Origin of the sequence: Erwinia wuhanensis, assembly GCF_030484085.1 — a bacterium.
GTDB classification, from domain to species: domain Bacteria; phylum Pseudomonadota; class Gammaproteobacteria; order Enterobacterales; family Enterobacteriaceae; genus Erwinia; species Erwinia aeris.
On sequence record NZ_JAUJUH010000001.1, the window covers coordinates 954,666 to 967,432 of the forward strand.

Below are 12,767 nucleotides of genomic sequence, written 5' to 3' on the forward strand. Positions count from 1 at the left end.
TTGTCAGGACAAGCTTATTCAGGTAATGGCGTAAGGGAAGAATAATAATTTTTTATTTTATCCAGAATTGCCGCTATTTCACTGCTGGCAAGGGTGATTTCAGCAATGTTCAGTGCCTTTTTATCGACCCATTCATAGCGGTCGCTATCCTTTTTTTGCACAAGGCGCTGCATTCTGGCTGCCAGGATCCTGACCATCTTGCCATCGGAAACAGCAAAAACAGAGGCGCCGCTTTCGGAAATATTTTCTGTATCTGCACGGTAAACAGGATCCCCTTCCGGGTACTCCTCCTCTGCCGTGCTTTCTGGCCAAGTCAGACTATATAAATATTTGAAAGCGTCAGGCCCGGGCATAGCGAACACCTCTGCATTTATCGGCGGCGTGTACAGGGCATTAGCGGGATCCAGGAGTGTATTAACATCCACACAGAGCGTGGCCGTTCTTAAATCCTGCGGGAAAAAGTTGCCGTCAATACTGTAGTAGAAAAGCCCATTGTAGAAAGAGCCTGAAGGAGGATTCCAGTCAGGAATACATTCAGCAAATATGGCAAAACGATAAGGATCACCAAAAAACATTTTCTACGCTCATTGTTAATTGAATCATTCCGTTTCAATAGCTATTCGAGGTAATAAACCCCGACAGTTTAGCCGGGGTTCATACAGGGCGAAATCAGAAACGATACCCAAGACCGATATTAAAACCGTTTATCGCTACGTCATCATTGAATTTAACGCGCGTGCCTTCATAACCGATATTTACGGAAAGAAAGTCTGTCGGATTGATAGCCACGCCAGCACCATAAGCAAACGACGTTTTGCTTGCATTATCCTCTTCTGAATACGCAGAAAGATAGGTTGTTTTGTCTTCTACTTTTGTATGCGCCATACCGGCAAGGGCATAGAGGCTGACGTAGTCGTTAATACGCCAGGCCGGGCCAGCCATAAACGAGTAATATTTCACATCCGTTTTGCCATCATAACCGCTAATATCGTCAAAAGCCTCAACCCTTTCAGAATAGCTGTCATCGCCTTTCATATAGCTAAAGGAACCGATAATGCTGACGGGTGAATCCCATTCATAGCGGTACTGAACGTTGACGCCGCGAATATTTTTAAAATCTTCGACCTTGCTCTGTGCATAGCCAACCGACAAAGTATGGCTGTCAGCCAATACGCCGGTGCTGACCAACAGGCCACTACAAACTAATGCCAATGCGGTAATTTTTACTTTCATTACTCATTCCCTTTTTTACTGAGTTGATTAAATCCCTTTGTTTGAGATGGGATTGTACTAAATTTCTTGCCGATACGTCATTAAAAATTGTTTTTATCACTCGCCGTGAAGATGAGGCTGCCGCCCGCGCTGGTTATCTGCTGGCACAGCGGTCGTTGTCCTTTGAAACTTGCTTCAGTTTATAGCTTATATCTATCCACACATCATCGCCCTTACGGATTTTTCCCTGTCGGTGCGTTCGCTATTATGTACGAATAGTTCATTGCATTTCCCTATAGATATAAACATGGCTAAAAAACCAAGGCTGACAACCATGTTTTACTTACTCTTTAAGGCTGTTGTAAAAATCAAAGACACTTTTTAAATCAGTGCTCTACTCTGATATTTTACGTCCATCTTCAACTACCGCCTGGTTTTCCCGGACAGGTTATTCAATGCTTGCGGGCAGTAGCCGTTACCCGTTGCACACGAAGCCAGCGTCATTGCCGCATCGGCAACGTAATCCGCTGAACCTATTGCCGTATCGCCGCTATCCGCAATAGCATTAATAATGCTTGTAGCTGATGTCGTGCCTTTACCCCGCTTGTCGCGTGCCTGTTTCTTCCACCATTCCGCACTTTCTTTGACTGGCTGACGGGCGTTATCTCCACTCAGCGAGTTATTCTCAACCGCATTCTCCCCGGCCAGCGCCCCGGTCACCGCGCTGTCCGGATAGAGCTGCTGCGCAATATACTCGCCCTTCGCCCCGCCTGATGCTCCCGCCAGCGCCGCACCCGGTACCGCGTGCACTATCAGGTTGGTCTCCACTTTAACCATCTTTTGCCTTCCAGGCCTTTCGTGGGTGCCATATCGTGAATGACTTTCACCCGATAAGGTACAGCCGCCCCTCTGGCTGACGCTGGCCAATCTCTGCACTATTGCCTCTCAACCCGTTCTCTCTAAACGACTTGTCACAAAGGACTGACAGGCCTGTAACTAACCAAGCATCAATCGTCAGTTAAAAAACATCCTGTATCGATTGGCCAGCATTAGCATATTTTACTTGTAGTCTGTTGGTGAGGCTGATTTCTCTTTCGACATGAGAAACTGTCCCACACCAATAATAACCCCGCATTCGATTGATATTTCCAACCCTCTAATCAAGTTATTTCTATCAAAATCAAAATCATTAAATAAACAATAGGATACTAAAGATATAAACAATCGACCACCTACAAGAAAAGTAAAAACGCCAACCACCCATAAAACCACTAACAATAATAAAATTTTAATTTTATTATTTTGCATTACTACTTTTCTCCAGTTTTCTTTGAACTTTTTCAGCAAGATTTCGTGTGGAACTCCCGAGATATTCAGAACCTGCAGATTCAGCGACTACCCCTGTTATTTTAGGTATTGTAAACTGAGGGATTGTGTCCTGCACCTTCTCCACTCTTTTACCTATCGCTGCGCCCCCCAGTATCCCTAAACCTGCTCCAATCATCGGTGCTAAAGTATTTTTACCCTGCAACCTGGCTCCCGCATACGCACCGGCAACGCTCGCTGCTTCAGTGAACCAGAATCCTTTACCCTGCGTAAATAACTGACACCGGTTGCAATCAGTGCATCCGTGGCGCTGAACGGCTCTCCACTACTTAGTTGGTTAAACACGTTAGCTGTGCCGCCTATCGCACCTGCACCCATCACCGCCTCAGCTGTCGCAGTGGCTGGCAGTAACACCGGCGCCAAAAACGTCGTCATCCCTGCCCCCCCCAGGCCGTTAACAATCCTGACTGCCGGATTCTGACCGGCAGTCAGGTTGCCTTTAGCCATATCTGCCGAAAGAGCTGCTTTATCTTGTAATGTCATGCCCGGGAGTGCTTTCCCATTTTCATCGACCTGATTATCTGTATTTGTCATTAAGCTACCCTGTACAAGGCCGTAATTATTCAGGCCTGAGGGTAGATTAAACAATTCATTATTCTCAACCGCATTCTTCCCGGCCTGTGCACCCGTTATCGCACCGCCCGTGCTGTCTCCGGCAAGCCCGCCCGCAAGGTCCGCAGCCAGCGTGCCCAGCGCGCTGATGGTCTGCCGCTGCTCCTCACCCAGGTCTTCACGCTTAACTCCCGGATACCTCTGCTGCACGATGTACTCGCCCATCGCCGCGCCAGAAGCACCCGCAAGTGCAGGATTACCCGACGCGTATGAGGTCACCGCGCCCACTACCGCGTGCGCAATCAGGTTCGCCTGAACGTTCACCACCTCTTTGCCGTCCGGGCCTTTCGTGGTCGTCAGCGTATGTATCTGCTCCGCCAGGCATTCAATAGCAAAGGCGAGATTTGTGCAGGAAACACTGATTTACGAGCGGGTGATAAAGGGCAGGCTGATAATCAGTCCACATGAGCCGCTGCAGGTATCTCAAGTAGAGCCTTAAGTGGTAAACATACAGAAACCAATCTGTAAGAAGTTATCTGACTGCATGCTGAAGATCTCAGAGTTTATCCAGGCGATTGCCATACCGCGGGAGCGTCACGCAAGGTCTAGGAATGAACTTTGGAATGGCGCATTTCGGAGTAAGCGGCTGTCAGAAATTCCCGGCTCAGCCCCCAAGAAAATCTTTAATTTCAAAAGGGTCTTAACAGATCGAAAAATTAACTGATATGAGATTAATAAAATCCCGGCTCGATAGCCGGGGTTTTATTAGCGTTTCAGACTATGGTAGAAATCTAAAACACTTTTTAAATCAGTTTCCCATTCTGATATTTTCATACCTTCTTCATTATGCGTTGTTCGCGGCTCAATAAAATCATTTATAGTTTCAGGAGTAAAGCTGGGGCAGTCATCTAAAAACAAAATGATATTTTGAACGAAAACATTACTTTCCAAAAAATACAACACCCAAGTAAATATAAAGTTCGCATTGTTTGGCTCATACATTGAAACAGCTAAAGCTGCATGTTTTTTATTAGCCAGCCCCTCTTCAAGTGAACTTAGCCAGTTAACTTTGTAGTCATTAACACTCCAGTAAGATAGAGGTATATTCACCATTTCTGAAAATTCATCAATTATTATTGATGCTGGCAAGACGCACTCGCCATCGACATATATTGCTTCACTTTCAGGAAAAATACCAAACATATATCAGTCCTTAACTCGTTTTAGATCACTATCATAAGTCCCCATACGTTTTCCTTTACGGTCAAAAATTTTCCAACCATTAGTAACATTATGGCTATCAACATCAGGCGTGATATACGTTTTACCGTCAAAGAATACTGGTTGCCCAGGAGAATTAAATGGCGCTTTAGGAGCGGTTATTTTTCGTTCAAAACCTAAATTACTGGCAGTTTCTTGAGCTTCTTTTCCTCTTAGGGCCAAATAAGCTAAATCATCTTTATTATACTCAGGAATCGGCGTGACCGTTGTATTGCCTCCCGTATCCGGCAGACCATCACTATTCCCGGTATTGCCTGGTCCCTGCTCACCAGACCGATCCGGCGTAACCAGTGACGTTCCTTTATTTTCATCATGAAAAGGATTAACCAGTTTTCCGCCGGTCAGATCATCATTCACCGGCGCAGTTTCCGTTTTGTTACTACTGCCATCCTGATGCTGCTGATTATGCGCCACTTTTGGATTGCGGGATTTTGCAGTATCATCACGCGCTTCAACGATTGCACGACCATCAGTGATCGGCGGAGTATCCGCCTCAGTTCCTGACCTTTTCAGAGTCTTATCCAGCTCGGATGCAATTATGTTATTCGCGTTCTGAACTACCTTGTCACCCGGACTCAATGGTAATCCCGGAACGGGTACAGGCGTAGCCCTTGGTGGCTGGAGAAGATTATTATTTTCCAACGCATTCTTCCCGGCCTGCGCGCCCGTCACCGCAGCACCCGCACTGTCCCCGGCAAGCCCGCCCGCCAGCCCTGCCGCCAGCGTCCCCAGCGCGCTGGTGGTCTGACGCTGCTCCTCGCTCAGGTCTGCACGGTCAACGCCCGGATAGAGCTGCTGCGCAATATACTCGCCCGCCGCGCCGCCTGACGCCCCCGCCAGGTACGGCGCCGCACCGCCCGCAACGGCTCCCGCCACGTTGCCGCCCGCCAGCGCCGAGGCCGCCGCCGTCGCCGCGCTGATGCCCTGCTGAAGGGCGCTGCCCGTTCCCCACGGCGCCATGGCATTAGTGTAAGCCTGCTTCGCTATATCGTCGTAGCCGGGCGCCGTTTTCACCCCATTCTGCCGCGCTTTTTCTTCCAGCTGCGTCTTCGCTGCCGCCAGCAGTTTCGGGTCCAGAAAGTAAAATCCCAGCCGTAAGGGCTGCGATTTTTATCAAGGGCCTTGCCATTGTAGCTTAGACTTTAATTCATCAGGAACCAATTTGAATAATGATTCTATATATTTAACGTGTTGAATATAGTTAGGTGATATGTCTTCACTGCATTTCTCAAAATAGTATTTCGCTTGATTATTTAAGAACCATAAATCATGCTCAACGAAGTCTGAGATAAGCAGTGTATGCATTAGATTATGTACTAATTCAGCTTCAAAGTAGCACGATATGTCACGCCCTTTATCTTTTTTATCCAATGACTGAATATTTCTGATGTAAGGCAGAGAAAGAGATAACATTTTTACATATATCTCATTTTTTTTCATAAAGATATCATTCTCCATAAGATCATCATTTCCTTGTCGGCATAGATTTAGCTCCTGCTGGAGCATTCTTTGTCTGAGTCCATGAACCATTTTGAAGTAATTTATCTATGTAAGATTTATCTCCAGTCTTTTTATATATTTCCTGAGCAGCCACCATCCGATGGTTACCTTCAGATATATAATAATTTCCCTTACTATCTATATACCCAGCTATACGGCCTTCAGGAGCATTAAACCTATAATTTCCTGACGTCATGTCATTTTTTATCTGGTCTACTTGCTGCGGGTTTCTCAACCCTGTTTGCATGCTCTTTATGCCTGTCGATACTCCACCTTGAGCTATATTCGAAACAGTTGTCTTAGCAAGCTTAAAAAGATCATCGCCCAATTTACCCAATGAAGCTAATGCTGCCTGATTCTCAGGATCTGATGCAAACGCCGCATATTTTACCCACTCAGGGCTGTTTACATCTATCTTCGCCAGATCCTGACCGTTCCACTGTTGGACGTAGGCTTTGGCTTCCTCACTGGTCATCGCATCCACACCCGGCAGTTTACCCAGCCAGCCGGGACGCACTGCCATATCATAACCCCCTTGAGCCACTTCCTTATCCCATACCTGAACTACCAGCGGATCGTCCTGAAGTTTCTGGTCGGTTTCTGCGCTTTGCTCATCGCTCACCTGCTTCCACTTATCAATAACGGCCTGACAGTCACCGCCTGATTTACGGCAATCCGACAATTCTTTGTCGAAGGCAATAGATTGTGTAGCGCTCAGCCAGTTATTCTCAACCGCATTCTTCCCCACCTGCGCCCCCGCAACAGCATTCCCCGCACCGTCACCAACCACGCCGCCAGCCAGACCCGCAGCAAGCGTGCCCAGCGCGCTGATGGTTTGCCTTTCCGTCTCCGTCAGGTCGCTGACTTCCTTACCCGGATACAGCTGCTGCATCACTAGCCCGGCCATCAGCTCGCCGCTGACCGCGCCCGCTGCGCCCGCCAGCACCGAGTTGCCGGACACGTAAGACGCTACCGCCCCGACAACCGCGTGGGCCATCGCTTTCGCTTCCGGATTGCCTTCCGTCAGGACGTGTATCTGCTCCGCCAGGTATGGGCTGGCCGCCTGGATACCCTGTTGCAGTGCACTTCCCGTGCCGAACGGCGCCATCGCGTTGTTGTAAGCCTGCTTCGCCACGTCCGCGTCCGTGAACGTCTTACCGGAACCCGCAAGCTGTTCTCTGGCCGCCTGAAGCGCTGCCGGGTCACGCTTCGCTTTTTCCCCGGCTATCTGGCCCTCGGTTCTGGCGATATCGCCAACCTGCGCCCCGATCTCAGCAACGAGCTGCGCCGCCTTCAGCCGATTACGTTCCTTTTCCTTGTCGAAGATTTTATTAATTTAAATAGATAAGACTAGTTCTGCATAGCTTATCGCTTTGATCAAATTGCAGATGTAAAGCATATCCTTCTTTGTCATATTTAATCCAGCGATTTAAATAACCCATAAGCATATCTGATTTTCCTCCGCCGCTTGCGGAAGGTTCGCCTAACATATGCCGTATTGATTTCTCATTCCAACCTGAGCATATGCCAGACAGTAGTTCCCCTTGAAAACAGGCATAGCCTTCATAACCATCAAAGTAAAAATGGATATGATTTACCACTCCTTTTCTTAATCCAATTTCCAGTCCTGATTGTACATATTTATAATACTTCGTATGGCCTACAGGATCGTTATGCTCCGCAGGAGCTTCGGATAAAATTGGAACTTCTCCAATAGCGTCATTCAGTTCTATAAATTCGCTTGATTTTTCAAACTTCCCAAGAGAATCAATGATTTTTATCCATCCAGGCATTACTTGATTACCCCTATCTGACGGTTTCTTTCTTTTATCTGCTGTATTGCATCATCAACCAGCTCAGGATCATATCCCCGTTCTAACATATTCTTTCTTAATGAATCAATATCACGACATTCTGCGCCACAAAGGTTAATTGCATCTTGTTCTACCTGCGATGATGTGTTTTTACCACCATAAATAGGGCCTGCCTGATGAACATCTTTTGGAACTTCAACTGCTGTAGCATTTTGATAAATATTCTTTGTTTCTGCATCAGTAAGTGGGCGTCCCAACTCTATTTATTTGGATTTTTTTAGAGCAGCAAAAGACGGAATATGATCATGTTCTAAGCCGTCACCAACTACTTCGCGTGCTTTCAGTTCTTTATATGAACCAACATCAAGCGCCTTGACTTTAATTTCATCACAGGCCTTATTAATCAGCCTCGAAGCCTCAGCAACATCCCCTTTCTTCAACGCCGTTTCGGCAGCCTTGATGGCCTTGCCTACCACATCTCCTGCGCCCGGTATCAGCCCTATCGCTGCCGCCAGATAATCTATCGCCGTATTGGCTTCCGCAAAACCCTTTATATCACCAACAATCGGTACAAAGTCCAGTCCGGTTCCGCCAACATCCTTCACCATCTGGGTACAGGCAGCCTGATCCTGTTCACAGATAGCTTTCTGCACGGCTTCGTATTTCGCTATCGTGCCTTTCTTTTGCGCTTCCATAGCGCCAAGTGCACTTGCCAGATTATCATTCTCAACATAAATTGTCAGATCTTAGTCCAACGCGAAAACTCTCTGATGGGAATAACGGCTGTATTATGATTTCATCGTTATAAATAAATAACTTTGGTGACAATGCTGTAACATCATAAACGTTTTCCGCTATCAGCTTAATATTTGTCCTGAATAGTGGTATATCTGCATCATCTGCTAAGACGAATACGTCGTGGTTTTTTACTAAGTTCGCGTTTAAGACACCATATAAATCATCATAATCACTATATTTAATCTCCTTCCACAAAACTCCTCCAGCGGCAACGGGATAATTATAAAGCATATCGATAGCTTTTCTTTCTTCGCTCCCAATAACTATATTAAAATCAACAAGCAACGCTTCTTTGCATTCGTCAAACAAAGTCATTTTTTCTACCTATTAAGCTGTTTCAATATAGTTTCAGAAGCTTTTTCATTACCTTCAAAAGGTATGACGGTTTTTACTGCCTTACCAGGACCTTTACCTTTTGAGTAATCCCACATATTAATATGTGTTCCTTTCTCTGGATCATAATCCACACGCCAGCCTACCTTGCCATCGCTGGATTGGCGACCAATAACCTTTCCATGACCAGCACTCAATTCCAATCGGCCAATAACAGGCTTTGAATCAGCACCTAAATCACCAACCATATTTATGGCTTTATTTCTAGCAGTTTCCCAATTCTTTTCAGCTTTAAGCACCGTTTCAATACGGTTTCCGAATCCCGGAACCTTCTTACCCAGCAGTATAATCCCGGCCAGCATCCCGCCCGTTGCTTCCAGTGCAGCCTGATTTCTCTCAGATGCCTGTTTGATCGTGTCGGCTACTGCTGGCCAGATATCCGTGCTCATCAGGGCTTTAACGCTGTCCGCCACTGCCTGATTTTTACCAGACAGGTCACTTAATGCCCTGTCGCAGTAACTGTCCCCGGTCGCGCACGACGCTAGCGCCATTGCTGCGTCAGCAGCGTAATCCGCTATCCGTCACGCTGACCGCAACGATATGACCACCTATTACAGCCGCTGTCCCAGCATTAACCTTAAGGGTAACTGGCTGGAAGAGGCGGGATTTGAGACCGGACGGAGGTGGAGGTGCTCACCGGGCCGAGGTAACTAACCATCCGTCTGGCAGACCAGAAGTAACTGGCTGGTAAAAAATAATCCCGACGTAAGGCCGGGATTGTTTGTTAACGATATTCGATCGGAATATTTTTAAGCTGTTCGTCCAGGGACCAGTTTTTTGGCCTAAATTTCGGATTATTCCATTTAGCTCCGTCAGATAACCATTTATCTTTATAACGTTTCAGGCCCAATAGGGTGGCATCTTCATAACCAAATTCAACGCCACAGCAATCACATATATTAAAGCTCGCATCCTGACCTGTATCACCCCAGGGTAGATCCGTCTGAATGGCTCCACAGACTCTGCAAGCATAAAGCTCTTTATTATTGTGCATTAAAATAATCCAAGTTTGGGTAGATAGTGCCGCTATTGGTAATATCCTTTTGGGCATTCAGCGTCACGCTACCGCCACCGAACAACGCGCCGTCGCCGGTAAGATCGCCTTCTTTTACCTTCGCATAGACCTGCGGCACCAGCACGTTTTGCTGCGTGCGATTCGGCGATGTGACTCTGATTAACAAAGCGCGGATCGGTCCCGACTAAATTCGAAGTAATTCCGGTCATCACCCAGTATTAAGCTTAAAGGTGGCTGGCTGGAAGTGATGGGATTTGCAACCGCGACGCCGGTTAATGTGCGGGTTATGAGCGGTTGTCTTACACTGACGGCACGCGAACCGGCAGCGCCACCTGAACCGGAGATTATGCAGACGCTGAGGAAGGTCTGTAAGCTGTCGGCCCGTAAGCAGCGACAGGTGACTGAGCTGATCGAGATGATCAGCAGACCACAGGCCAAAACGGATAACTGACTGGTTTATAAAGTAAAACCCCGGCGCGGTGGCCGGGATTTCTAACTAACCCACTGCTTCAAAAAAACTTTCTATGTCACTTTGCGTTAACTTGTCCAAAAGTAAATTAACGATATTTCTTTTATCATCTATTCCCAGGTAAAAATTCTCACTACATTTTATCCAGCTAGTTGATTTTTTATTTTCACCAATTACTAATAAAATAGACTCTCTGGATATGATTGCTTGAATGTCAAGACTAAAATCGTCAACAAATCTATGACCAAAATCCTCATTTCCTAAGTATTCCCATAGTTCTGTATTCACAACAGGAAACCCATCTACACTATCTGATAAATCTACTCGTATAGACTCTGTTTTATGGACTGATCTTGGTTCTATCATTACTAATGTTATAGACGATAAAAAACTGTTTTCTGGTAACACCGCCAATTCAAGCAAACTTTTACTGCCATTTCCAACTCGCCAATACAAAGGAGGAAGTTTTTTATTATCAATGAGTTTGATATCAACAGGAACGTAACCATCAATAGTAATGGCTACACTTCCCGTCTCATTAATTACGTTATTAACAGTTAATTTCATTATTTATACAACGCATGTTTTAATACTGGATAAGGATCTGTTGGTCGTTGGCTAAATACTAACTCCCAACGTCCAACCTGCATTTTTTCGTTAAACTTAAACCCTTGCGAAGATGCATCTTTAATAGCACTCTGAAGACTGGTCAGCATCGCCTGACTTCCTTCGGTTGTACTGTGAGACAACCCATTTCGTGTTAAATATTCACCCATATGCTTAGTTGCATTTGGGTTCACCCAAACAGTTTTCCCATTAACGTTTAATTCAAAAGACTTTGGAATAGATGTCCCTGGTATTGCAGTTTGAGTTGTTTTAATTGAATCAAAAACAGTCCCTGTTTTAACTATATCAGCACTAGCTTTTACCGCTGCCGATTCAGCCTTACCATTTACAACTTTATTGAACGCCAGCCCGGACGCAAATTTTATCACATCCTGTCCGGATGCCCCGTTATCCAGCAGGTTCATCACGCCATTAACGTCAACAGGCGACAGCGTCGATGAAATAACGTCATTTTTAAGCGCCAGGTCGTGAATTTTCTCGTCGCTTAATCCCTGCGACTTCCATTCCGCGATTTGCTGGCTGCCTTTAATCGCTGCAACGTAAGGGTTGCCGATAACGCCCATGGGCGTCCAGTCAATACCCGTCTGCGAGTAAATATCTCCCAGGAATCCCCTGTAACCAGAGTCAAGCTGCCCTTCTTTTGCACCTGCCAGCATGGTACTGGCATAATCCGTTACCAGCAGATTGAAATCATCTGATGTCAGCGCCCCGGATTTATACATTGAAAGCAGCTTTTCTCCCGCCGCTTTCTCCTGCTGACGATATTCATTACGAACCTTGCGCTCACACTCCCCGTCCGTGCAGGCTGTAAATCGCACCTGAAGCTCATCCATGCCACCGATACCGGCAGCTTTTAACTTCTCATAAAGCGCACGGCTTCTGTCATCAAGATTTTCAACGCCATGCTTATTGGACAGAAGGTTATTCTCAACCGCGTTCTTCCCGGCCTGCGCGCCCGTCACCGCAGCACCCGCACTGTCCCCGGCAAGCCCGCCCGCCAGCCCCGCCGCCAGCGTCCCCAGCGCGCTGATGGTCTGACGCTCCTCCTCGCTCAGGTCTGCACGGTCCACGCCCGGATAGAGCTGCTGCGCGATATACTCGCCCGCCGCGCCGCCTGACGCTCCCGCCAGCGCCGAACCACCCGACGCCTGCGCCACCGCCGCGCCCAGCACCGCGTGCGCTATCAGGTTTGCCTCGACGTTCACCACCTCTTTGCCGTTTGCATCCGTGGTGGTGGTCGCTTTATGTATCAGCTCCGCCAGATACGGCGCCGCACCGCCCGCAACGGCTCCCGCCACGTTGCCGCCCGCCAGCGCCGAGGCCGCCGCCGTCGCCGCGCTGATGCCCTGCTGAAGGGCGCTGCCCGTTCCCCACGGCGCCATGGCATTATTGTAAGCCTGCTTCGCTATATCGTCGTAGCCGGGCGCCGTTTTCACCCCGTTCTGCCGCGCTTTTTCTTCCAGCTGCGTCTTCGCTGCCGCCAGCAGTTTCGGGTCCAGCTTCGCCTTCTGCCACGCTTTCTGTGCTGCTTTGAGCTCTTCCGGGCCGGCCTTATTCAGCGCGTCCGTGGCCTTCTTCGTCGCCGCTATTTCCCCCTGCGTCCTCACGATATCGCTGGCCTGCAGGCCGATATCCACCACCGCCTGCACCGTCTCCACCCGCCGCTGCTCTTTCTCCCTGTCGAAGATTTTATCCAGACCCGGGTTGGCGTTCGCCACGT

The 12,767-nt window shown here is 47.7% G+C and carries 18 protein-coding genes and 3 pseudogenes; 2 read left to right on the forward strand and 19 right to left on the reverse strand.

Annotated elements, in window-relative coordinates:
- Positions 1 to 14: 14 nt before the first annotated feature.
- From QZH36_RS04325 to QZH36_RS04395, 15 genes and pseudogenes are all read right to left on the reverse strand, one after another.
- On the reverse strand, positions 15 to 575 hold the full coding sequence (locus tag QZH36_RS04325) for an immunity 42 family protein (protein ID WP_301729703.1): 561 nt from the start codon (positions 573 to 575) through the stop codon (positions 15 to 17).
- 94 nt (positions 576 to 669) lie between these two features.
- Entirely contained in the window at positions 670 to 1,233 is a 564-nt protein-coding gene (locus tag QZH36_RS04330) for an Ail/Lom family outer membrane beta-barrel protein (protein ID WP_301253548.1), read from the reverse strand.
- A gap of 402 nt (positions 1,234 to 1,635) precedes the next feature.
- Complete coding sequence (locus QZH36_RS04335; RefSeq protein ID WP_301729704.1) at positions 1,636 to 2,049, reverse strand: VENN motif pre-toxin domain-containing protein; 414 nt, start codon at positions 2,047 to 2,049, stop codon at positions 1,636 to 1,638.
- A gap of 222 nt (positions 2,050 to 2,271) precedes the next feature.
- Positions 2,272 to 2,520, reverse strand: coding sequence for a hypothetical protein (locus tag QZH36_RS04340; RefSeq protein ID WP_301729705.1), 249 nt, complete (start codon positions 2,518 to 2,520; stop codon positions 2,272 to 2,274).
- The gene (locus QZH36_RS04345) at positions 2,510 to 2,743 is read right to left on the reverse strand and encodes a hypothetical protein (RefSeq protein ID WP_301729706.1); all 234 of its coding nucleotides are present in this window, start codon (positions 2,741 to 2,743) and stop codon (positions 2,510 to 2,512) included. The genes QZH36_RS04340 and QZH36_RS04345 overlap by 11 nt, the downstream gene beginning before the upstream one ends.
- A 440-nt stretch (positions 2,744 to 3,183) precedes the next feature.
- Positions 3,184 to 3,531: pseudogene (locus QZH36_RS21460) on the reverse strand (VENN motif pre-toxin domain-containing protein); the annotation flags it as partial.
- Between the two features lie 384 nt (positions 3,532 to 3,915).
- Positions 3,916 to 4,353, reverse strand: a complete 438-nt coding sequence (locus tag QZH36_RS04355; RefSeq protein ID WP_301729708.1) for a hypothetical protein — start codon at positions 4,351 to 4,353, stop codon at positions 3,916 to 3,918.
- Positions 4,354 to 4,356: 3 nt separating this feature from the next.
- Entirely contained in the window at positions 4,357 to 5,445 is a 1,089-nt protein-coding gene (locus QZH36_RS04360; RefSeq protein WP_301729709.1) for a toxin C-terminal domain-containing protein, read from the reverse strand.
- Positions 5,446 to 5,544: 99 nt separating this feature from the next.
- On the reverse strand, positions 5,545 to 5,889 hold the full coding sequence (locus QZH36_RS04365) for a zinc ABC transporter substrate-binding protein (protein ID WP_301729710.1): 345 nt from the start codon (positions 5,887 to 5,889) through the stop codon (positions 5,545 to 5,547).
- Positions 5,890 to 5,896: 7 nt separating this feature from the next.
- Positions 5,897 to 7,267: pseudogene (locus QZH36_RS04370) on the reverse strand (VENN motif pre-toxin domain-containing protein); the annotation flags it as partial.
- Positions 7,263 to 7,724 (reverse strand): DUF6392 family protein, encoded by a 462-nt coding sequence (locus QZH36_RS04375; protein WP_301253522.1) that lies wholly within the window; start codon positions 7,722 to 7,724, stop codon positions 7,263 to 7,265. The gene QZH36_RS04375 and the pseudogene QZH36_RS04370, both read right to left, overlap by 5 nt.
- Positions 7,724 to 8,002 carry a hypothetical protein gene (locus QZH36_RS04380; protein ID WP_301253521.1) on the reverse strand — a complete coding sequence of 93 codons (279 nt, stop codon included), beginning with the start codon at positions 8,000 to 8,002 and terminating at the stop codon, positions 7,724 to 7,726. Before QZH36_RS04380 ends, QZH36_RS04375 begins: the two co-directional genes overlap by 1 nt.
- A 6-nt stretch (positions 8,003 to 8,008) precedes the next feature.
- Positions 8,009 to 8,440, reverse strand: a complete 432-nt coding sequence (locus QZH36_RS04385; protein ID WP_301253520.1) for a hypothetical protein — start codon at positions 8,438 to 8,440, stop codon at positions 8,009 to 8,011.
- Between the two features lie 31 nt (positions 8,441 to 8,471).
- A complete protein-coding gene (locus QZH36_RS04390) occupies positions 8,472 to 8,858 on the reverse strand; it encodes a CDI toxin immunity protein (RefSeq protein ID WP_301729711.1) in 387 nt (128 codons plus the stop codon).
- A gap of 5 nt (positions 8,859 to 8,863) precedes the next feature.
- Positions 8,864 to 9,241, reverse strand: a pseudogene (locus QZH36_RS04395) (hypothetical protein); the annotation flags it as partial.
- A 235-nt stretch (positions 9,242 to 9,476) separates the two neighbouring features.
- Here QZH36_RS04395 and QZH36_RS04400 point away from each other — a divergent pair.
- Positions 9,477 to 9,590, forward strand: coding sequence for a SymE family type I addiction module toxin (locus QZH36_RS04400; RefSeq protein ID WP_301729713.1), 114 nt, complete (start codon positions 9,477 to 9,479; stop codon positions 9,588 to 9,590).
- A gap of 70 nt (positions 9,591 to 9,660) precedes the next feature.
- Here the strand turns inward: QZH36_RS04400 and QZH36_RS04405 are convergent, their stop codons facing one another.
- Together QZH36_RS04405 and QZH36_RS04410 are read right to left on the reverse strand one after the other, a co-directional pair.
- Positions 9,661 to 9,930, reverse strand: a complete 270-nt coding sequence (locus QZH36_RS04405) for a hypothetical protein (RefSeq protein WP_301253516.1) — start codon at positions 9,928 to 9,930, stop codon at positions 9,661 to 9,663.
- On the reverse strand, positions 9,920 to 10,117 hold the full coding sequence (locus QZH36_RS04410; protein ID WP_301729714.1) for a hypothetical protein: 198 nt from the start codon (positions 10,115 to 10,117) through the stop codon (positions 9,920 to 9,922). The genes QZH36_RS04405 and QZH36_RS04410 overlap by 11 nt, the downstream gene beginning before the upstream one ends.
- A 51-nt stretch (positions 10,118 to 10,168) precedes the next feature.
- Between QZH36_RS04410 and QZH36_RS04415 the strand changes: the two genes are divergently transcribed.
- Positions 10,169 to 10,402, forward strand: a complete 234-nt coding sequence (locus tag QZH36_RS04415) for a SymE family type I addiction module toxin (protein WP_301253527.1) — start codon at positions 10,169 to 10,171, stop codon at positions 10,400 to 10,402.
- Positions 10,403 to 10,447: 45 nt separating this feature from the next.
- Here QZH36_RS04415 and QZH36_RS04420 read toward each other — a convergent pair whose 3' ends face one another.
- Positions 10,448 to 10,987, reverse strand: coding sequence for a hypothetical protein (locus tag QZH36_RS04420; RefSeq protein WP_301253514.1), 540 nt, complete (start codon positions 10,985 to 10,987; stop codon positions 10,448 to 10,450).
- On the reverse strand, positions 10,987 to 12,767 hold a 1,781-nt coding region (locus tag QZH36_RS04425), incomplete at its 5' end, for a VENN motif pre-toxin domain-containing protein (RefSeq protein ID WP_301729715.1). The genes QZH36_RS04425 and QZH36_RS04420, both read right to left, overlap by 1 nt.